Consider the following 19,522-nt stretch of genomic DNA (forward strand, 5'->3'; position numbering starts at 1 on the left):
AGGTAAAAAACAGCGTTTCATTCGGTGAATGGATAAGGCACAATGCCGGCCACCACATCGTTACCACGGTCAATAGGGGCTGCGGATAAAGGTGTCGGTGATTCTGGTTAACAAAAGCGGTGCAATATGCAAGTTTTTATCATGCGTCACGGCGACGCAGCCCTCGATGCCGCCAGTGATTCGGTTCGTCCCTTAACCTCTTGTGGTTGTGACGAATCTCGCCTGATGGCGAACTGGCTGAAAGGTCAAAAAGTGGATATCGAACGTGTTCTGGTGAGCCCGTTCCTACGAGCCGAACAAACGCTGGATGTGGTGGGGGAGTGTATGAACCTGCCAACCGGTGTGGATGTTTTGCCGGAGTTGACTCCCTGCGGCGATGTCGGTCTGGTCAGCGCCTATTTACAGGCTCTGGCCAATGAAGGTATCGCCACGGCACTGGTAATCTCTCACTTGCCTTTAGTGGGATATCTGGTGTCTGAGCTTTGCCCGGGCGAAACACCGCCGATGTTTACCACATCAGCGATTGCCAGCGTTACGCTTGATGAGAGCGGGAAGGGGACTTTTAACTGGCAGATGAGCCCGTGTAACCTGAAAATGGCAAAAGCGATTTAAAAAGTCTGGAATCGGATAAGGCGCAGCCGTCATCCGAAAAATCAAAGAGCCGCAAATGCGGCTCTTTCTGTTTTTCTGCATCACGGAAGTTCAGGCGGCAGCCACTCTTCCACTTCAATCAGTACCAGCAGCGCGGCGTCACCACCGTACTCTTTCGGCGCCTGATGAAACGCCATCACGTGCGGATGCTGCGCCAGCCAGAGCGGCGTTTGCTGCTTAAGAATATGCTTTCCGTGGCCATGCATCACGCAGGCACAAAACACATGTTCGCGACGACAGGCGGCAATCAGCGCGCCTAACTCCTGTTTGGCCTGCTGCTGGGTCAGTCCGTGCAGATCGAGAAACAGCTCCGGGGAGTAATCGCCACGGCGCATTTTTTTCAGTTCGAAATGGCTCACGTCGGCACGCAGGTATCTTACCGGGCCGTCCGTATTCAGCAGCGGCTGAAACTCGTCCGAGAAATAGTGGCTGGCATCAGCCTGCTCTTGTAGCAGCCTTTTAACCGGAACCTCGGCAATTTTTTTACGTGGGGGGCGGTGAACAATGGTGTCCTGTTTAATTTTACGCGTACCGGTCATCAGCTGGCGAAACAGCGTCTGATCCTCCTCGCTGAGCGATGTTTTCTTTTTCATTCGAGAGTCTCAACTTTTATTTTCCGCTAGTTTAACCCGACTCGGCGGGCATCCGATCGCTTAAAACGCAATTTTCGCTCTCAGGCCCTGTGTGAATGCTGATTTATCGCCGTCTTCGTGGCAAACTAGCCGCCGAATTTAATACGAGCATGCCCTGGAGGAATACGTGGATAAAATTTTCGTCGATGAAGCAGTGAGTGAACTGCATACCATTCAGGACATGTTGCGTTGGGCGGTCAGCCGTTTTAGCGCGGCGAACATCTGGTATGGCCATGGCACGGATAACCCATGGGACGAAGCTGTACAGCTGGTGCTGCCGTCACTTTATCTGCCGCTGGATATTCCAGAAGATATGCGTACCGCGCGTCTGACTTCCAGCGAGCGCCATCGTATTGTTGAACGCGTGATTCGCCGCGTCAATGAGCGCATTCCCGTTGCTTATCTGACCAACAAAGCCTGGTTCTGCGGGCATGAGTTTTATGTAGATGAACGCGTGCTGGTTCCGCGTTCACCAATTGGCGAACTTATTAATAATCGCTTTGCGGGTCTTATCAATGAGCAGCCGCAGCATATCCTCGATATGTGTACCGGCAGCGGCTGTATTGCCATTGCCTGCGCCTATGCGTTCCCGGAAGCCGAAGTCGATGCGGTGGACATTTCCACGGACGCGCTGGCGGTGACCGAACACAACATTGAAGAGCACGGCCTGATCCATCACGTAACGCCGATCCGCTCCGATCTGTTCCGCGACCTGCTGAAAGTCCAGTATGACCTGATTGTGACCAACCCGCCGTATGTCGATGCGGAAGATATGTCAGACCTGCCAAACGAATATCGCCACGAACCTGAGCTGGGTCTGGCGTCCGGCAGCGATGGGCTGAAACTGACCCGCCGCATTTTGGGGAACGCCCCGGACTACCTGTCAGATAACGGTATTCTGATTTGTGAAGTCGGAAACAGCATGGTACATCTGATAGAGCAGTATCCGGATGTACCGTTCACCTGGCTGGAGTTCGACAACGGCGGTGACGGCGTATTCATGCTGACCAAAGAGCAGTTAATCGCTGCTCGCGAGCACTTCAGCATTTATAAAGACTAAATACACGCGCACATACACAACACTCATAACGGAGCCGTGATGGCAGGAAACACAATTGGGCAACTCTTTCGCGTAACCACTTTCGGCGAATCACACGGGCTGGCGCTCGGTTGTATTGTCGATGGTGTTCCGCCGGGCATTTCTCTGACAGAAGCTGACCTGCAGCACGATCTCGACAGACGCCGTCCGGGCACATCGCGCTACACTACGCAGCGTCGTGAGCCGGATCAGGTGAAAATCCTCTCCGGCGTGTTCGAGGGCGTTACCACCGGCACCAGCATTGGGCTGTTGATTGAAAATACCGATCAGCGTTCACAGGATTACGGCGCGATTAAGGACGTTTTTCGTCCAGGACACGCCGACTATACCTATGAGCAGAAATATGGCCTGCGCGACTACCGTGGTGGCGGACGCTCATCCGCGCGTGAAACGGCGATGCGCGTGGCGGCCGGAGCTATTGCCAAAAAGTATCTGGCAGAAAAATTCGGCGTTGAAATTCGCGGCTGCCTGACGCAGATGGGTGATATTCCGCTGGAGATCAAAGACTGGTCTCAGGTGGAACTTAACCCGTTCTTTTGTCCGGACCCGGATAAACTCGACGCGCTGGACGAACTGATGCGTGGGCTGAAGAAAGAGGGTGACTCCATCGGAGCGAAGGTGACCGTTGTTGCAAGCGGCGTTCCTGCGGGTCTCGGCGAACCGGTATTCGACCGCCTGGATGCCGACATCGCCCATGCGCTAATGAGCATTAACGCCGTTAAGGGCGTTGAGATTGGCGACGGATTTGACGTTGTTGCGCTGCGCGGTAGCCAGAACCGAGATGAAATCACCAAAGAAGGTTTCCAGAGTAACCATGCGGGCGGCATTCTGGGTGGGATCAGCAGCGGGCAACAAATCATTGCTCATATGGCGCTGAAACCGACGTCCAGTATTACCGTTCCAGGTCGTACCATTAACCGCTTCGGTGAAGAAGTCGACATGATCACTAAAGGTCGTCACGATCCATGTGTTGGGATCCGCGCTGTGCCGATCGCCGAGGCGATGCTGGCGATCGTATTGATGGATCACCTGCTGCGTCAGCGGGCGCAGAATGCGGACGTGAAGACCGATATTCCACGCTGGTAAGAGATGAAAAAAACGGCACTTGTGGCGCTGGCTCTGTTTGCCAGCACCGCCTGTCTGGCGGCGACGCCCTGGCAGAAAATTACCCATCCGGTTGCAGGTAGCGCGCAGTCTATCGGCGCGTTTTCCAATGGCTGCATTGTTGGTGCAGATACGCTGCCTGTACAGTCAGAACACTATCAGGTGATGCGCACCGATCAGCGTCGTTACTTTGGTCATCCGGACCTGGTGATGTTTATCCAGCGTCTGAGTAATCAGGCTAATAATCTGGGGCTGGGCACGGTGTTAATCGGCGATATGGGCATGCCGGCCGGTGGGCGGTTCAATGGCGGTCACGCCAGCCACCAGACGGGACTGGATGTCGATATTTTCCTGCAGCTGCCAAAAACGCGCTGGACCCAGTCGCAACTGCTGCGACCGCAGGCGTTAGATTTGGTCTCACAGGACGGTAAACGTGTCGTGCCGTCACTGTGGAAGCCGGAGATTTTCAGCCTGATAAGGCTGGCGGCAAAAGATAATGAAGTCACGCGTATTTTTGTGAACCCGGCGATTAAGCAGCAACTTTGTCTGGATGCGGGTACCGACAGGGACTGGTTGCGTAAAGTGCGGCCATGGTTCCAGCATCGTGCGCATATGCATGTACGGTTACGTTGTCCTGCCGACAGTCTTGAGTGCGAAGATCAGCCGTTACCGCCACCGGGTGACGGCTGTGGCGCGGAGCTGCAAAGCTGGTTCGAACCTCCAAAACCTGGAACCACCAAGCCTGAGAAGAAGACACCGCCCCCGTTGCCGCCTTCCTGCCAGGCGCTACTGGACGAGCATGTACTCTAATGGATCATTTTGCCTCTGTGTTTATGGTGTCGCCACTGCTGTTAGGCGTGCTTTTTTTCGTGGCGATGCTGGCAGGTTTTATTGATTCTCTGGCCGGAGGCGGTGGTTTACTCACCATCCCGGCATTGATGGCGGCCGGGATGCCACCCGCGCAAGCGCTGGCTACCAATAAGTTGCAGGCCTGTGGCGGATCTATCTCTTCTTCCCTCTATTTTATTCGTCGGGGCGTGGTTAACCTGGCGGATCAGAAGCTCAATATCTTCATGACGTTTATCGGGTCAATGAGCGGCGCGCTATTGGTTCAGCACGTGCAGTCAGATATTCTGCGCCAGATCCTGCCGGTTCTGGTTATCTGTATTGGCCTTTACTTTCTGTTAATGCCGAAAGTGGGCGAAGAAGATCGTCAGCGTCGATTGCACGGGTTGCCTTTCGCGCTGGTGGCCGGTGGCTGCGTTGGCTTTTACGATGGCTTTTTTGGTCCGGCGGCGGGATCGTTCTACGCGCTGGCCTTTGTCATGTTATGCGGCTATAACCTGGCGAAATCGACGGCCCACGCCAAAGTATTAAATGCCACATCGAATATCGGTGGGCTGTTGCTGTTTGCCCTCGGCGGCAAAGTGATTTGGGCGACCGGATTTGTGATGCTCATTGGCCAGTTTATTGGCGCACGGATGGGCTCGCGTTTGGTGCTCAGCAAAGGACAAAAACTCATACGGCCAATGATTGTTATTGTCTCCGCCGTGATGAGCGCCAAGCTACTTTATGATAATCATGGACAGGAGATTCTCCACTGGCTGGGGATGAACTAATGAATAATACCCATCACTATGAACAGTTAATTGAGATTTTTAACGGCTGCTTTGCCGATGAATTTAATACCCGTCTGATTAAAGGCGAAGACGAACCGATCTATCTTCCTGCTGATGCGGAATTACCGTATCACCGTATCGTTTTTGCGCATGGTTATTATGCCAGCGCGCTACACGAAATCTCACACTGGTGCATCGCCGGTAAGGCCCGTCGTGAGCTGGTCGATTTTGGTTACTGGTACTGCCCTGATGGACGCGATGCGAAGACGCAATGCCAGTTTGAAGATGTGGAAGTGAAGCCGCAGGCGTTTGACTGGCTGTTTTGCATGGCGGCGGGCTACCCGTTTAACGTCAGTTGCGACAACCTGGAAGGGGACTTTGAACCGGATCGCGTGGTATTCCAGCGCCGTGTTCATGCCCAGGTGATGGAGTATCTGGATAAGGGCATCCCCGAACGTCCGGCACGCTTCATTAACGCGTTACAAAATTATTATCACACGCCTGAACTTAAGGCGGAACAATTCCCGTGGCCCGAAGCGCTCAACTGAAGCCGCTACCACGTTTACAATGAGGAAAGAAGATGATCGCGGAGTTTGAATCACGCATTCTGGCATTAATCGACGATATGGTAGAGCACGCCAGCGATGATGAGTTGTTTGCCAGTGGCTATTTGCGTGGGCACCTGACGCTGGCCGTGGCTGAACTGGACGCTGGCGAGGACCATTCCGCTGAGGCATTGTACGCCAATGTGACCAGCAGCCTGGCAAAAGCCATCAGCGCAGGCGAACTCTCGCCGCGTGACCAGGCGTTAGTGAAAGAGATGTGGGACACGCTGTTCCAGAAGGCGACAAAACACTAATTGCAGCGGATTGTGCCGGATGGCGACGCGAAGGCGTCTTATCCGGCCTACGTGGACGGGGGTTGTAGGCCTGATAAGCGTAGCGCCATCAGGCAATAATGAGATGGTATCTTACTTCACCGCTTTACCCTTCAATAACTTCCTTACCCACAACCGATTCGGATTCAACGCCGCCAGCGTGCTGGCATCCATAGGGATAGGTTCATCGCTCATTTGTGATGCCAGAATTTCTGCACATAGCGGGGCAGTACACAACCCGCGCGAGCCCAGCGCGCCCAGCATAAACAAATCGGAATACACCGGGGCGTTTACGGCGTGCTCTTTGTCTTCGGCAAGAGTGGCATACTGGCTGAGCGTGGCGTCATAGTCCGCGACGTTACCGACCATCGGCATGTGATCGCGCGTGGCGCAGCGCACTCCACAGCGGGCGGCATTGCCACTAACGTCTACCTCTTTTGCCCACGCAGCGTTAGGCAAGCAGTCGATTAAGCGTTGACGGTTTTGCTGCTGATCGTCCTCGCGATATGCGGTTTCCTCGCTCCCTCGATGATAGCTGGCGCCAATGCAGTGCTGCTGATTTTGCGGGTTATGCGGCGTGAGGTAGCCGTCATAGCACAGCACCTGACGCAACGCTGAAAGCGCAGGCGTGGTGGGAATATGACTCACCTGACCGCCCACGGAGTACACCGGGAGCGACTGCGTCTGCTCAATGCTGTTAATTCGATGACCGTTAGCCAGAACGACAGCTGCGTGAGTGGCGGTTTCACCACTGGCAAACTGCAATTGCCAGCTTGCCGTGTGGCGTGTCAGTGAGGTCAGCGTATGTTGATAGCGGGTGCGTAATCCCAGCGTTGCGGCATAGTCCAGTACGGCGGCGGTTAACTGCGCCGGGTATAACCATCCTCCGCTCGGATACTGAATCCCGCCGCATCCGGTTTCCACGCCTGTCGTTTGTAAAACCTGCTGAGCGTCAACCTCGATGGCGAGCGCATCGGGCAGTTCAAGGGACAGCATCTGCGCGATTTTTTGCTGGCTTTTCTCATCCCATGCCAGTTGCGTCACGCCGCACCAGTCATGCGCGAACTCAACGGGGAGGGCGTCATACAGTCGACGGGCAAAGGTAAACGCGGTGGGGAAAAACAGATTAATGGCCGCGTCATGCTTGCTGAGTAGCGGATAGAGCGCGCCCTGGCGATTGCCGGATGCGCCCCCGGCGGGTTTTTCGTCTGCGCAATACAGCGTGACCTGCCAGCCACGGCGCAGTAACGCCAGAGACAACAATGCGCTGGCAATCCCCCCGCCAATAATGGCGGCTTCACGTTTATCTGTTCCCGTACGTGCAAACCATGGCGCTGAGGAAGGGAGCGCCTGAGTCTGTTCCATTACGCCACAGAGCATTTCGCGCTTGCGGCCAAAGCCTTTGCATTTTTGCATTGTAAACCCGGCTTCCTGCAACCCCCGACGTACAAAGCCTGCCGATGTGAAGGTCGCTAATGTACCGCCGGGACGAGCCAGTCGGGCCATCGCGTTAAACAGTGTTGGCGTCCACATATCCGGGTTTTTTGCCGGCGCGAAACCGTCCAGGAACCAGGCGTCCACCTTTTGATTAAGAGAATCATCCAGTTTGCAGGTCAGCTCGTTAATATCGCCAAACCACAGATCCAGTGTGACACGCCCTTCATCAAGCAGCAGACGATGACATCCCGCTAGCGGCAGCGGCCATTGCTCTTGCAGCGCCGAGGCCCACGGCGCAAGTTCTGACCAGTGCTGGTGGGCTAAAGTAAGATCTTCACGCGTTAGCGGATATTTTTCGAAACTGATGAAATGTAATCTTTCCAGGGTAGCGTCAGGGTGAGTATCACGAAACTCGGAAAATGCCTGCCAGAGCGTGAGGAAGTTAAGTCCGGTGCCAAACCCACTTTCTGCTACCACGAAGAGGGGGCGTGAATGTGAAGGGAATCGCTGTGCGAGATGGTTACCGCCGAGAAAGACGTAACGTGTCTCCTCCAGCCCGTTATCATTAGAAAAATAGACATCGTCAAAATCTCGGGAAACAGGTGTACCCTCAGAGTTGAATTCAAGGTTGGCAGGTTGTATAGCGTATTGTTTCACGTAAGTTACTCGTCTGGCAGGCTGTGCCCCGATCTTAGCGATGAGTGCCTGGCTGCGCAAATTTCCACATAAATTGGCTGATCGGACTTGTTCGGCGTACAAGTGTACGCTATTGTGCCACTCGAAACTTTAAAATAGTGCGACTTACAGAGGTATTGAATGAAACGTGCAGTGATTACTGGCTTGGGCATCGTTTCCAGCATCGGTAATAACCAGCAGGAAGTCCTGGCATCTCTGCGTGAAGGACGTTCAGGGATCACTTTCTCTCAGGAGCTGAAGGACTCCGGCATGCGTAGCCACGTTTGGGGCAACGTAAAACTGGATACCACTGGCCTCATTGACCGCAAAGTAGTGCGCTTCATGAGCGACGCATCCATTTATGCATTCCTTTCAATGGAGCAGGCTGTGGCTGATGCTGGCCTTGCTGCAGAAGATTACCAGAATAATCCGCGCGTTGGCCTGATTGCAGGTTCCGGCGGCGGCTCCCCACGTTTTCAGGTATTCGGCGCTGACGCAATGCGTAGCCCGCGTGGCCTGAAAGCGGTTGGCCCGTATGTGGTCACCAAAGCGATGGCGTCCGGCGTTTCAGCCTGCCTCGCAACGCCGTTCAAAATCCACGGCGTAAACTACTCCATCAGCTCTGCCTGTGCGACATCTGCGCACTGCATCGGCAATGCGGTAGAACAAATTCAACTGGGCAAACAAGACATCGTTTTTGCTGGCGGCGGCGAAGAGCTGTGCTGGGAAATGGCGTGTGAATTCGACGCAATGGGCGCGCTGTCTACCAAATATAACGACGATCCATCCAAAGCTTCCCGTACCTATGACGCAAACCGTGATGGTTTCGTTATTGCAGGCGGCGGCGGTATGGTTGTCGTCGAAGAACTGGAACATGCTCTGGCCCGTGGCGCGCATATCTATGCGGAAATCGTCGGTTACGGCGCAACGTCCGATGGTGCTGACATGGTTGCTCCGTCTGGCGAAGGCGCAGTACGTTGCATGCAGATGGCGATGCACGGCGTAGACACGCCGATCGACTACCTGAACTCCCACGGTACCTCTACTCCGGTAGGCGACGTGAAAGAGCTTGGCGCAATTCGTGAAGTGTTTGGCGACAACAGCCCGGCAATCTCTGCGACCAAAGCGATGACCGGCCACTCCCTGGGCGCGGCTGGCGTACAGGAAGCTATCTACTCTCTGCTGATGCTGGAACACGGCTTTATCGCGCCAAGCATCAACATTGAAGAGCTGGATGAGCAGGCGGCAGGTCTGAACATCGTGACCAAACCGACCGAGCAGGCGCTGACCACTGTGATGTCCAACAGCTTCGGCTTTGGCGGCACCAACGCAACGCTGGTCATGCGTAAGCTGTAAGTGTAAGTCTACAAAATGAGATGCAAAGGGGAGCCTGATGGCTCCCTTTTTTATTTTTTCATCTTTTCGTACTCCGGTGCGATCTCCGCAGACCATGCCCTGGCTTGCGCAATATCACCGGCGCTGTAGATTGGCTGTTCAAATTGATTGCCCAGATCCCGCACGCGATAAATTTTCCAGCGACCTTCTTCCCAACGGGTATACACTTCCAACTGCATGGGCGCTTCGCCTGTCGGTCCACCTAATTGTACTTCCACCTTTTCGCCACCGAGAAAGTGTTGCGCTGCTCCAACCCGTAGCCGCGGGATCCATTCAGGGTCGTAATCCTGCACGTACATAAAATAGTCAGAATTTATTATTTCCTGCTCGTAAAGGCTGTCAATCAGCGCCAGACGGTCGATAACGTCTTTCGCCACATAAAGTTGCATGAGTGCGGACGTATCCCGATCTTGTGTGTATGCGGACATCCACGCGAGATAGAACTGTTTTACATCTTGTGTGCTGTCCCGATGAGGCGCAGAGCAGCCGCAAAGCACCAGGATGAGAGCAATAAGCGAAAATGCTTTCATTTCCGTGTCCATAAAATATTCTGGCAAAACTGATCGTTGAGTGTCTTCCTGATTGACAACTTTTTCCTCATTGTTTGTGCTTTTCTTAGAGAGAATAACCATTTGTTTTGTGTGGTGTTCAGTGATTTCAAGGTTGACAAGTTTAGCCCCTCGCAGGCAGACTCCAGCTTCAACATTATCCTCTTGATAATGCGTAAGCGTTTAACGTTATCCAACGCACCTTAATCCTGATAGTCAGGTAGAGGGGGCGTGGGCATTCCTCGCCTTACTCTGCATTTTGGAGTAACGCATGACAGCTGTAACCCAACAAGAAAAAACACCTTCGGCGAACTTTTCGCTGTTTCGCATCGCTTTTGCGGTTTTCCTGACCTATATGACGGTCGGTTTACCTTTGCCCGTCATTCCTCTGTTTGTGCACCAGGAGCTCGGCTATGGCAATACCATGGTCGGTATCGCCGTAGGCGTACAGTTTCTGGCAACGGTATTAACGCGCGGCTACGCCGGGCGCCTGGCCGATCAATATGGCGCTAAACGTTCGGCGCTACAGGGGATGTTTGCCTGTGGGCTGGCGGGCGCGGCGTGGCTTTTAGCCGCGCTATTGCCTGTTTCTGTCCCCGTAAAATTTGCGTTGTTAATCGTCGGTCGTTTGATCCTCGGTTTTGGCGAAAGCCAGTTGCTCACCGGGACGCTGACCTGGGGACTTGGGCTGGTCGGGCCAACACGTTCGGGTAAGGTGATGTCGTGGAACGGGATGGCGATTTACGGCGCACTGGCTGCCGGTGCGCCGCTGGGCCTGTTGATCCACAGCCACTTTGGTTTTGCGGCGCTGGCGGGGACGACGATGGTTTTACCGCTGCTGGCCTGGGCATTCAACGGCACCGTGCGCAAAGTGCCTGCTCATGCAGGAGAACGTCCTTCGTTATGGAGCGTGGTAGGGCTTATCTGGAAACCGGGCCTGGGTCTGGCATTGCAGGGCGTTGGCTTTGCGGTGATCGGTACGTTTATTTCACTCTATTTTGTCAGCAACGGCTGGACGATGGCGGGGTTCACCCTGACCGCGTTTGGTGGGGCGTTTGTGCTGATGCGCATTCTGTTTGGCTGGATGCCAGACCGGTTCGGCGGCGTGAAGGTCGCCGTTGTCTCCTTGCTGGTGGAAACCGCAGGACTGATTCTGTTGTGGCAGGCCCCATCGGCCTGGATTGCGCTGCTCGGGGCGGCATTAACCGGGGCCGGGTGTTCGCTTATCTTCCCGGCATTGGGCGTCGAGGTCGTGAAGCGAGTGCCCGCGCAGGTTCGCGGTACAGCGCTGGGCGGTTATGCCGCGTTTCAGGATATCTCCTACGGCATAAGTGGTCCGGTCGCCGGGGTGCTGGCCACCGCATACGGTTATCCCTCGGTATTCCTTGCCGGGGCGATATCCGCCGTGGTGGGCATTATTGTGACGCTGCTAACGCTGCGTAAAGGTTAAGCGACCAGCCAGAAAATGGCTAACGCAATCATCAACGCAATAAACAGCAGTCCCGGTCGTGCCGACAGAGATTTAACCGTTTCAATCATCGGCGCGAACGGGCTGTAAATGGGCTGCAGATGACGCGGATCGCTGAGCTCGCGTTCTCGTTCCACGCGGCGCAGGAAGATTTGATTCAGCAAGTCCTGCACCTGCACCGTGGTCAGAATCGTTTGTGGTTGGATCTGATACGTCTGCTGCGCGTACTCTTTTATTGCCGTCAGCTCATTCGGCTCTAATGGCAGCTTTAGCGCCGCCTGGAGCGTTTGCAGTGTTGGGGCGCTTTGCAGGCTGAGCGTCTGGCGCGCCTGCAGCCAGGTGACCAGATGCGTAAATTGTTTGGCGGGGATCAGCTCTCCGCTTTTTACGCCAGACAGCTCCAGCATCGACTGCCAGATCATCTTCCCGGATTCTCCCGTGGCCGCCGCCAGTTTGGTAACCAACTGGTTCAGCGTATTGTGCTCAGCGGGGAGCAACGGACGATCGGTGGCCGGGCGTTGCTGCGGTTGCGGTATCGAAAGTTGCCCTTGCTGCAGCAGCGTGAGCACGTTCTTCAACTGCTCAGGCGTGAGCTGGCTAAGCGCCGTTTGCCCATACTGCTGACGGATAAAATCACTTACCGCCTGGCGGTTATTTCCCTGACTCAGTAATTCAGTGAGCTGCGACAGCACCTGACGATTAGCATGATTTTGCTGAGCAACCCCCAGCCGTTGGTTAAGGTTTTGCTCAGCGGCAGGAAAGTGACGTGACTGCAACGGCGTATCACTTTTAACGCCCAGATCGTGCTTCATTCCGGCCCACACCTCGGCGCTTTGCTGTTGGGTGAGTGAAATCAGACGGGTAATCAGTCGCTCCAGCACGGTACGTTGTTGTGTGGATAACGGTTGTTCACCCGCCGCGGAAGGGGCATTTTGGCCTTCGCCGGGAGGGCGAGCGGGCGTACCTGAAATGGGCTGCATCATCTCTGTTCCTTAAATCTGTGCTGACCAGGTCTCGCAGTATGCCTGGCGGCGAGATTATGGCACACTTGCCCGGTTAACTCTCGTTCTCAAACAGGTGCGAAAGACGTGAAAATCCTCGTTGATGAAAATATGCCCTATGCCCGCGAACTGTTCAGTCGTTTGGGGGAGGTCAAAGCGGTTCCCGGTCGCCCGATTCCCGTTGCCGAACTGGATGATGCGGATGCCTTAATGGTGCGCTCGGTGACGAAAGTAAATGAATCACTGCTTAGCGGAAAACCGGTTAAATTTGTCGGTACGGCAACCGCAGGCACGGACCATGTAGATGAAGCCTGGCTTGCGCAGTCGAAGATCGGTTTTTCCGCCGCCCCCGGCTGTAACGCGATTGCGGTCGTGGAATATGTGTTTTCAGCACTGCTGATGCTGGCGGAGCGTGACGGGTTTGCGCTACGCGATCGTACAGTGGGCATCGTGGGCGTGGGTAACGTGGGCGGACGTTTGCAGACGCGCCTGGAAGCGCTGGGGATCCGCACGCTGCTGTGCGATCCACCGCGAGCCGATCGCGGTGACGAAGGCAATTTCTGCTCGCTGGATGAACTTGTAGAGCAAGCCGATGTGCTGACTTTCCATACGCCGCTGTTCAAAGACGGACCGTACAAGACGTTGCACCTCGCGGATGACGCGCTGATTAGCCGACTGAAGCCGGGCACCATTCTGATCAACGCCTGCCGCGGGCCAGTCATCGACAATACGGCATTGCTGAACCGATTGAATGCCGGTCAGTCGCTGAGCGTCGTACTGGATGTCTGGGAAGGGGAGCCGGATCTCAATGTGGCATTGCTGGAGAAAGCCGATATCGGCACAGCGCACATTGCCGGGTACACCCTGGAAGGAAAAGCGCGTGGCACCACGCAGGTCTTTGAGGCCTATAGCAAGTTTATTGGTCGCGAACAGCACGTGGCGCTGAATACCCTGTTACCGGCGCCTGAATTTGGTCGTATCACTCTGCATGGCCCGTTAGATCAGCCAACGCTGAAAAGGCTGGCGCATTTAGTGTATGATGTGCGCCGCGATGATGCGCCGCTGCGTAAAGTCGCTGGAATTCCGGGTGAGTTTGATAAACTGCGTAAAAATTATCTTGAGCGCCGTGAATGGTCGTCTTTATACGTGATGTGTGACGACGCAACGGCTGCGGCCTTGCTGTGTAAGCTGGGTTTTAACGCGGTTCACCACCCGGCACATTAATGTCTTCTTAATGCTCCCTGTCGAATAATACGACAGGGACGCTTACGTATTTCTGGAGTAAATCACCATGTCTGAAGGCTGGAATATTGCCATTCTTGGCGCTACGGGCGCCGTAGGCGAAGCCCTGCTCGATACGCTGGCTGAACGCCAGTTCCCGGTCGGTGAAATTTATGCGCTGGCGCGTAATGAAAGCGCCGGCGAGCATCTGCGTTTTAACGGTAAATCGGTCATTGTGCAGGACGTTGCAGACTTTGACTGGACGCAGGCGCAGTTAGCATTTTTCGTTGCGGGCGCAGAAGCCACCGCCGCATGGGTCGAAGAAGCGACCAATGCCGGTTGTCTGGTTATCGACAGCAGTGGCCTGTTCGCGCTTGAGCCGGACGTTCCGCTGGTGGTTCCGGACGTTAACCCGTTCGTGCTGGCGGATTACCGCAACCGTAATGTGATTGCGGTCCCTGATAGCCTGACCAGCCAACTGCTGTCTGCGCTGAAGCCGCTGATTGATGACGGCGGTCTGTCACGTATTACGGTGACCAATATTATTTCGGCTTCCGCTCACGGTAAAAAAGCCGTCGATGCGTTGGCCGGACAGAGTGCGAAACTGCTTAACGGCATCCCGATTGACGAAGATGATTTCTTTGGCCGTCAGTTGGCGTTCAACATGCTGCCGCTGCTGCCAGATCGCGAAGGTAGCGTGCGGGAAGAGCGTCGTATTGTCGATGAAGTGCGCAAAATTATGCAGGACGACGGACTACTGATCTCCGCCAGCATCGTGCAGTCGCCCGTGTTTTATGGCCATGCGCAGATGGTGAATTTTGAAGCTCTGCGTCCGCTGGCGGCAGAAGAAGCACGTGATGCGTTTTCACGCGGTGAGGACGTGGTGTTGTCGGAAGAGACTGATTTCCCGACCCAGGTTGGCGATGCCTCGGGCACTCCGCACCTGTCAATTGGCTGTGTGCATAACGATTACGGTATGCCGGAGCAGGTTCAGTTCTGGTCTGTGGCAGACAACGTACGCTTCGGCGGCGCGTTGATGGCGGTGAAAATTGCGGAAAAACTGGTACAGGAGTACCTGTACTAATGTCTGACCAGCAACAGCCTGCAACCCATAAAATTGCGCTGGGCATTGAGTATGACGGCAGCAAATATTATGGCTGGCAGCGCCAGAACGAAGTGCGTAGCGTTCAGGAAAAACTGGAAAAAGCGCTCTCTCAGGTGGCGAATGAACGCATCAATGTCTTTTGTGCGGGACGCACGGATGCGGGCGTTCATGGCACGGGGCAGGTTGTGCACTTTGAAACGACCGCCCTGCGTAAAGATGCGGCCTGGACACTGGGGGTAAATGCGAATTTACCTGGTGACATCGCTGTACGCTGGGTGAAAGCTGTACCTGATGATTTTCATGCCCGATTTAGCGCCACGGCTCGCCGTTATCGCTACATCATCTACAATCATCGGTTGCGCCCTGCGGTTTTGGGTAAAGGGGTAACCCATTACTATGAACCGCTGGACGCTGAGCGTATGCATCGTGCTGCCCAGTGTCTGATTGGCGAAAATGATTTTACCTCGTTTCGGGCGGTGCAGTGTCAGTCGCGCACACCGTGGCGCAACGTGATGCACATTAACGTCGAACGTTTCGGTGCATATGTGGTGGTGGATATTAAAGCGAATGCCTTTGTACATCATATGGTCAGGAATATTGTCGGCAGCCTGATGGAAGTAGGCGCCCACAACCAGCCGGAGAGCTGGATAGCAGAACTGTTAGCGGCGAAGGACAGAACGCTGGCAGCGGCAACGGCGAAAGCGGAAGGGCTGTATCTGGTTGCGGTAGATTACCCGGAACGGTTCGACCTGCCAAAACCGCCTATGGGCCCGCTATTTCTGGCGGACTAATTTGAGTCGTATAAAGGCAAAACTATGGACCTGATTTACTTTCTTATCGATTTTATCTTGCACATTGATGTGCACCTGGCGGAGCTGGTTGCGGAATACGGTATCTGGGTATACGCGATTCTGTTTCTGATCCTGTTCTGCGAAACCGGACTGGTGGTAACGCCATTCCTGCCGGGAGACTCGCTGTTGTTTGTCGCTGGTGCGCTTTCTGCGCTGCCAACTAACGATCTCAACGTTCATTTGATGGTGATGTTGATGATTGTGGCGGCGATTATCGGCGATGCGGTGAACTACACGATTGGCCGGTTGTTCGGTGAAAAACTTTTCAGTAACCCGAACTCAAAAATTTTCCGTCGCAGTTACCTGGATAAAACCCATGCGTTCTACGAGCGTCATGGCGGCAAAACGATTATCCTGGCGCGTTTCGTGCCTATCGTGCGTACATTCGCGCCGTTTGTTGCCGGGATGGGGCACATGTCCTACCGTCATTTTGCGATGTATAACGTCGCAGGTGCGCTGCTGTGGGTATTGCTGTTCACCTATGCAGGCTATCTGTTCGGCGATCTGCCGATCGTTCAGGAAAACCTGAAATTACTGATTGTGGCGATTATCGTCCTTTCCGTATTGCCGGGCGTAATTGAAGTGATTCGCCATAAACGTGCTGCGTCACGGGCTGCAAAATAGAAAGTAACTCAGCGGTTCGACCACTTTTTTATCCAAAGTTTCGGGCTGTTATGTTTTAATGTGCAACATTCATGGTCTGTTAGGGGCAAAAATGGCATTATGCGCCCCTTATAACAAAGCTGACTAGGGTTCAGGCAGAAAGGTCACCAATGAGCTGGATTGAACGAATTAAAAGCAACATTACTCCCACCCGCAAGGCAAGCATTCCTGAAGGGGTGTGGACCAAGTGTGATAGCTGCGGTCAGGTTTTATACCGTGCTGAGCTGGAACGTAATCTTGAGGTCTGTCCGAAGTGTGACCATCATATGCGCATGTCGGCGCGCAATCGCCTGCATAGCCTGTTAGATGAAGGTTCTCTTGTGGAACTGGGTAGCGAGCTTGAGCCGAAAGACGTGCTGAAGTTTCGTGACTCCAAAAAATACAAAGACAGACTGGCTTCTGCGCAGAAAGAAACCGGTGAGAAAGATGCGCTGGTGGTGATGAAAGGCACGCTCCACGGCATGCCGGTCGTTGCTGCTGCATTCGAGTTCGCGTTTATGGGCGGCTCCATGGGCTCTGTGGTCGGTGCGCGTTTTGTCCGCGCCGTTGAGCAGGCGCTGGAAGATAACTGTCCGCTGATCTGCTTCTCCGCTTCTGGCGGGGCGCGTATGCAGGAAGCGCTGATGTCTCTGATGCAGATGGCGAAAACCTCTGCCGCGCTGGCGAAAATGCAGGAACGCGGTTTACCGTATATTTCTGTACTGACCGACCCAACGATGGGCGGTGTTTCCGCGAGCTTCGCGATGCTGGGCGATCTTAACATTGCAGAACCGAAAGCACTGATCGGCTTCGCGGGTCCGCGTGTTATCGAGCAAACCGTACGTGAGAAACTGCCGCCGGGATTCCAGCGCAGCGAGTTCCTGATTGAAAAAGGCGCTATCGATATGATCGTCCGCCGTCCGGAAATGCGCCTGAAACTGGCAAGCATTCTGGCGAAGCTGATGAATCTGCCTGCGCCGAATCCGGATGAGCCGCGTGAAGGCGAGGTGGTACCTCCGGTTCCCGAGCAGGAACCAGAGGCCTGATAGTTTACTCTATGGGTTTCGGGTTGCAGGCAGGCGATAAAAGCGTTGATCCCGATGAGCTTACACCGGTAAGTGATTCGGGAGAGCGAGTACAGCCAACGCATCTGCAACGTGAAAAACGACGTGTAAAAAAGGGCAGGCCGGTTGGCGCTGCCCTTTTGCTTTCCTCAACGTAAAGAATCTACAGCCATCATGGACAATAAACGTATTCCTCAAGCCGCGTCGCCCCTGGCATCGTGGCTTTCTTATCTGGAAAACCTGCACAGTAAAACCATCGATCTTGGCCTTGAACGCGTCAGTCAGGTGGCGCGCAAACTCGGTGTGTTGAAACCCGCGCCATTTGTTTTTACAGTGGCGGGAACCAACGGGAAAGGCACAACCTGCCGTACGCTGGAATCTGTGCTGACCGCAGCAGGTTATAAAGTTGGCGTTTACAGTTCACCCCATCTGGTGCGCTACACGGAACGCGTGCGCGTGCAGGGACGTGAACTGCCGGAATCCGCGCATACCGCCTCATTTGCTGAGATTGAAGATGCGCGTGGCGACATTTCTCTGACCTACTTTGAATACGGTACGTTATCAGCGCTCTGGCTGTTTAAACAGGCTCAACTGGATGTCGTCATTCTGGAAGTGGGGTTAGGCGGCCGCCTTGATGCGACCAATATCGTTGATGCCGATGTCGCTGTGGTGACCAGCATTGCACTTGACCATACTGACTGGCTGGGCCCGGATCGCGAAAGCATCGGTCGTGAGAAGGCGGGAATTTTCCGCGCAGAGAAACCGGCTATCGTCGGCGAACCGGAAATGCCTTACACCATCGCCGATGTTGCGCAAGAGAGCGGGGCGATTTTGCAACGCTGCGGCGTGGACTGGCGCTATGCGTTCACGGAGAATGCCTGGTCATTTACGGACGCTCATGGAACGTTGTCGCACCTGCCGTTGCCGCAGGTTCCACAACCTAACGCCGCTACCGCGCTGGCCGCGCTGCGCGCAAGCGGGCTTAACGTCAGCGAGCAGGCGATTCGTGAGGGTATCGAAAAAGCGATTTTACCGGGGCGTTTTCAGATTGTGAGCGAGTCGCCGCGGGTGATTTTTGATGTCGCCCATAACCCTCATGCGGCGGAGTATTTGACCGGACGTCTGAAAAAGTTAGTGAAAAGCGGGCGTGTACTTGCGGTTATCGGTATGCTACATGATAAAGATATTGCCGGTACGTTAGCCTGGTTAAAAAGCGTGGTTGACGCCTGGTACTGTGCGCCCCTGGAAGGGCCGCGTGGTGCAACGGCAGAACAACTGCTGGAGCACCTGGGCAAAGGCAACGCCTATGACAGCGTGGCGCAGGCATGGTCTGCAGCACTCGCTGAGGCGAAGCCAGAAGATACCGTGTTGGTGTGTGGATCGTTTCACACTGTCGCACATGTCATGGAAGTGATAGACGTGGGGAGAAGCGGTGGCGAGTAAGTTTCAGAATCGATTAGTCGGCACAATTGTGCTGGTCGCGCTGGGGGTGATTGTGCTCCCCGGGCTGCTTGACGGGCAGAAAAAGCATTATCAGGATGAGTTTGCGGCGATCCCTCTGGTGCCGAAACCCGGCGATCGCGATGAACCAGACATGATGCCTGCGGCAACGCAGGCGCTGCCGACCCAGCCGCCGGAAGGGGCGGCAGAAGAGGTGCGGGCGGGTGATGCTGCCGCGCCATCGTTGGATCCGTCACGTTTGACGACGGCAAACAGCGCGGAGTTAGATCCTGTCCCTGCGCCCGTAGAGCAGCCGAAGCCCAAACCGAAGCCGCAGCCTGTTGCCGTCGCTCCGACGCCTGCACCGACCCCAGCGCCTAAACCGGCTGTTGAGGAACCGCCAGCGCCGACTGGTAAAGCGTACGTTGTACAGCTTGGTGCGCTGAAAAATGCGGATAAGGTCAATGAGATCGTGGGTAAACTTCGTGGCGCGGGCTTCCGGGTATATACTTCCCCGTCGACGCCGGTGCAGGGTAAAATAACCCGTATTCTCGTAGGGCCTGACGCCTCCAAAGATAAGCTAAAGAACTCGCTGGGCGAGCTGCAGAAGATCTCTGGTCTGAGTGGCGTCGTGATGGGGTACACCCCTAATTAAGGGATTGCGCTGTTCTCGGCGCTGCTCTTATTCAGGCC

At 54.8% G+C, this 19,522-nt stretch carries 20 protein-coding genes; 16 read left to right on the plus strand and 4 right to left on the minus strand.

Annotation, left to right across the window (positions count from 1 at the left end; translation table 11 throughout):
* The first annotated feature begins 126 nt into the window (after positions 1–126).
* On the plus strand, positions 127–612 hold the full coding sequence (gene sixA, locus WHR59_RS07120) for a phosphohistidine phosphatase SixA (RefSeq protein WP_003028179.1): 486 nt from the start codon (positions 127–129) through the stop codon (positions 610–612).
* An 80-nt stretch (positions 613–692) separates the two neighbouring features.
* Here sixA and smrB read toward each other — a convergent pair whose 3' ends face one another.
* Entirely contained in the window at positions 693–1,244 is a 552-nt protein-coding gene (gene smrB, locus WHR59_RS07125) for an endonuclease SmrB (protein WP_003839296.1), read from the minus strand.
* A gap of 166 nt (positions 1,245–1,410) precedes the next feature.
* Between smrB and prmB the strand changes: the two genes are divergently transcribed.
* The 6 genes from prmB to WHR59_RS07155 are packed head-to-tail and all read left to right on the plus strand — an operon-like array spanning position 1,411 to position 5,964.
* Positions 1,411–2,343 (plus strand): 50S ribosomal protein L3 N(5)-glutamine methyltransferase, encoded by a 933-nt coding sequence (prmB, locus tag WHR59_RS07130; RefSeq protein ID WP_043017082.1) that lies wholly within the window; start codon positions 1,411–1,413, stop codon positions 2,341–2,343.
* A 39-nt stretch (positions 2,344–2,382) separates the two neighbouring features.
* The gene (aroC, locus tag WHR59_RS07135; protein ID WP_043017081.1) at positions 2,383–3,468 is read left to right on the plus strand and encodes a chorismate synthase; all 1,086 of its coding nucleotides are present in this window, start codon (positions 2,383–2,385) and stop codon (positions 3,466–3,468) included.
* A gap of 3 nt (positions 3,469–3,471) precedes the next feature.
* Entirely contained in the window at positions 3,472–4,296 is an 825-nt protein-coding gene (gene mepA / locus WHR59_RS07140) for a penicillin-insensitive murein endopeptidase (RefSeq protein ID WP_043017080.1), read from the plus strand.
* Positions 4,296–5,105 carry a sulfite exporter TauE/SafE family protein gene (locus WHR59_RS07145; RefSeq protein WP_043017079.1) on the plus strand — a complete coding sequence of 270 codons (810 nt, stop codon included), beginning with the start codon at positions 4,296–4,298 and terminating at the stop codon, positions 5,103–5,105. Before mepA ends, WHR59_RS07145 begins: the two co-directional genes overlap by 1 nt.
* Positions 5,105–5,653, plus strand: a complete 549-nt coding sequence (locus tag WHR59_RS07150; protein WP_181231221.1) for an elongation factor P hydroxylase — start codon at positions 5,105–5,107, stop codon at positions 5,651–5,653. The genes WHR59_RS07145 and WHR59_RS07150 overlap by 1 nt, the downstream gene beginning before the upstream one ends.
* 32 nt (positions 5,654–5,685) lie before the next feature.
* On the plus strand, positions 5,686–5,964 hold the full coding sequence (locus WHR59_RS07155; RefSeq protein ID WP_338843764.1) for a YfcL family protein: 279 nt from the start codon (positions 5,686–5,688) through the stop codon (positions 5,962–5,964).
* Positions 5,965–6,075: 111 nt separating this feature from the next.
* Here WHR59_RS07155 and mnmC read toward each other — a convergent pair whose 3' ends face one another.
* On the minus strand, positions 6,076–8,076 hold the full coding sequence (mnmC, locus tag WHR59_RS07160) for a bifunctional tRNA (5-methylaminomethyl-2-thiouridine)(34)-methyltransferase MnmD/FAD-dependent 5-carboxymethylaminomethyl-2-thiouridine(34) oxidoreductase MnmC (protein WP_338843765.1): 2,001 nt from the start codon (positions 8,074–8,076) through the stop codon (positions 6,076–6,078).
* Positions 8,077–8,235: 159 nt separating this feature from the next.
* Here mnmC and fabB point away from each other — a divergent pair, with 159 nt between their 5' ends.
* A complete protein-coding gene (gene fabB, locus WHR59_RS07165) occupies positions 8,236–9,450 on the plus strand; it encodes a beta-ketoacyl-ACP synthase I (protein ID WP_003028160.1) in 1,215 nt (404 codons plus the stop codon).
* Between the two features lie 50 nt (positions 9,451–9,500).
* Here fabB and WHR59_RS07170 read toward each other — a convergent pair whose 3' ends face one another.
* Entirely contained in the window at positions 9,501–10,019 is a 519-nt protein-coding gene (locus WHR59_RS07170; protein ID WP_043017960.1) for a YbjP/YqhG family protein, read from the minus strand.
* Positions 10,020–10,308: 289 nt separating this feature from the next.
* On the opposite strand from WHR59_RS07170, the gene WHR59_RS07175 reads away from it, so the two are divergent.
* Positions 10,309–11,487, plus strand: a complete 1,179-nt coding sequence (locus WHR59_RS07175) for an MFS transporter (RefSeq protein WP_003834805.1) — start codon at positions 10,309–10,311, stop codon at positions 11,485–11,487.
* Here the strand turns inward: WHR59_RS07175 and flk are convergent.
* On the minus strand, positions 11,484–12,485 hold the full coding sequence (gene flk, locus WHR59_RS07180; protein WP_043017959.1) for a flagella biosynthesis regulator Flk: 1,002 nt from the start codon (positions 12,483–12,485) through the stop codon (positions 11,484–11,486). The two genes, WHR59_RS07175 and flk, sit on opposite strands and share 4 nt — an antisense overlap.
* A gap of 108 nt (positions 12,486–12,593) precedes the next feature.
* On the opposite strand from flk, the gene pdxB reads away from it, so the two are divergent.
* The 7 genes from pdxB to dedD all read left to right on the plus strand — a co-directional run bounded on the left by pdxB (position 12,594) and on the right by dedD (position 19,484).
* The gene (gene pdxB, locus WHR59_RS07185) at positions 12,594–13,730 is read left to right on the plus strand and encodes a 4-phosphoerythronate dehydrogenase PdxB (protein ID WP_047409756.1); all 1,137 of its coding nucleotides are present in this window, start codon (positions 12,594–12,596) and stop codon (positions 13,728–13,730) included.
* A gap of 67 nt (positions 13,731–13,797) precedes the next feature.
* Entirely contained in the window at positions 13,798–14,811 is a 1,014-nt protein-coding gene (locus tag WHR59_RS07190; protein WP_043017075.1) for an aspartate-semialdehyde dehydrogenase, read from the plus strand.
* Positions 14,811–15,623 (plus strand): tRNA pseudouridine(38-40) synthase TruA, encoded by an 813-nt coding sequence (gene truA, locus WHR59_RS07195; RefSeq protein WP_047409760.1) that lies wholly within the window; start codon positions 14,811–14,813, stop codon positions 15,621–15,623. The genes WHR59_RS07190 and truA overlap by 1 nt, the downstream gene beginning before the upstream one ends.
* Before the next feature lie 24 nt (positions 15,624–15,647).
* The gene (locus WHR59_RS07200; RefSeq protein WP_043017073.1) at positions 15,648–16,307 is read left to right on the plus strand and encodes a DedA family protein; all 660 of its coding nucleotides are present in this window, start codon (positions 15,648–15,650) and stop codon (positions 16,305–16,307) included.
* A gap of 149 nt (positions 16,308–16,456) precedes the next feature.
* Complete coding sequence (accD, locus tag WHR59_RS07205; protein WP_043017072.1) at positions 16,457–17,371, plus strand: acetyl-CoA carboxylase, carboxyltransferase subunit beta; 915 nt, start codon at positions 16,457–16,459, stop codon at positions 17,369–17,371.
* Between the two features lie 192 nt (positions 17,372–17,563).
* Positions 17,564–18,832, plus strand: a complete 1,269-nt coding sequence (gene folC / locus WHR59_RS07210; RefSeq protein ID WP_338843766.1) for a bifunctional tetrahydrofolate synthase/dihydrofolate synthase — start codon at positions 17,564–17,566, stop codon at positions 18,830–18,832.
* Positions 18,822–19,484 (plus strand): cell division protein DedD, encoded by a 663-nt coding sequence (gene dedD, locus WHR59_RS07215; protein WP_043017070.1) that lies wholly within the window; start codon positions 18,822–18,824, stop codon positions 19,482–19,484. Before folC ends, dedD begins: the two co-directional genes overlap by 11 nt.
* The last annotated feature ends 38 nt before the right edge of the window (positions 19,485–19,522 follow it).

Origin of the sequence: Citrobacter europaeus, assembly GCF_037482245.1 — a bacterium.
GTDB classification, from domain to species: domain Bacteria; phylum Pseudomonadota; class Gammaproteobacteria; order Enterobacterales; family Enterobacteriaceae; genus Citrobacter; species Citrobacter europaeus.

Bases quoted from the DNA above. Each gene is read 5' to 3' on its own strand.
- sixA (WP_003028179.1), top strand. From the start codon at position 127: ATGCAAGTTTTTATCATGCGTCACGGCGACGCAGCCCTCGATGCCGCC.
- smrB (WP_003839296.1), bottom strand. From the start codon at position 1,244: ATGAAAAAGAAAACATCGCTCAGCGAGGAGGATCAGACGCTGTTTCGC.
- aroC (WP_043017081.1), top strand. From the start codon at position 2,383: ATGGCAGGAAACACAATTGGGCAACTCTTTCGCGTAACCACTTTCGGC.
- mepA (WP_043017080.1), top strand. From the start codon at position 3,472: ATGAAAAAAACGGCACTTGTGGCGCTGGCTCTGTTTGCCAGCACCGCC.
- WHR59_RS07145 (WP_043017079.1), top strand. From the start codon at position 4,296: ATGGATCATTTTGCCTCTGTGTTTATGGTGTCGCCACTGCTGTTAGGC.
- WHR59_RS07150 (WP_181231221.1), top strand. From the start codon at position 5,105: ATGAATAATACCCATCACTATGAACAGTTAATTGAGATTTTTAACGGC.
- WHR59_RS07155 (WP_338843764.1), top strand. From the start codon at position 5,686: ATGATCGCGGAGTTTGAATCACGCATTCTGGCATTAATCGACGATATG.
- fabB (WP_003028160.1), top strand. From the start codon at position 8,236: ATGAAACGTGCAGTGATTACTGGCTTGGGCATCGTTTCCAGCATCGGT.
- WHR59_RS07170 (WP_043017960.1), bottom strand. From the start codon at position 10,019: ATGAAAGCATTTTCGCTTATTGCTCTCATCCTGGTGCTTTGCGGCTGC.
- WHR59_RS07175 (WP_003834805.1), top strand. From the start codon at position 10,309: ATGACAGCTGTAACCCAACAAGAAAAAACACCTTCGGCGAACTTTTCG.
- flk (WP_043017959.1), bottom strand. From the start codon at position 12,485: ATGCAGCCCATTTCAGGTACGCCCGCTCGCCCTCCCGGCGAAGGCCAA.
- WHR59_RS07190 (WP_043017075.1), top strand. From the start codon at position 13,798: ATGTCTGAAGGCTGGAATATTGCCATTCTTGGCGCTACGGGCGCCGTA.
- truA (WP_047409760.1), top strand. From the start codon at position 14,811: ATGTCTGACCAGCAACAGCCTGCAACCCATAAAATTGCGCTGGGCATT.
- WHR59_RS07200 (WP_043017073.1), top strand. From the start codon at position 15,648: ATGGACCTGATTTACTTTCTTATCGATTTTATCTTGCACATTGATGTG.
- accD (WP_043017072.1), top strand. From the start codon at position 16,457: ATGAGCTGGATTGAACGAATTAAAAGCAACATTACTCCCACCCGCAAG.
- folC (WP_338843766.1), top strand. From the start codon at position 17,564: ATGGACAATAAACGTATTCCTCAAGCCGCGTCGCCCCTGGCATCGTGG.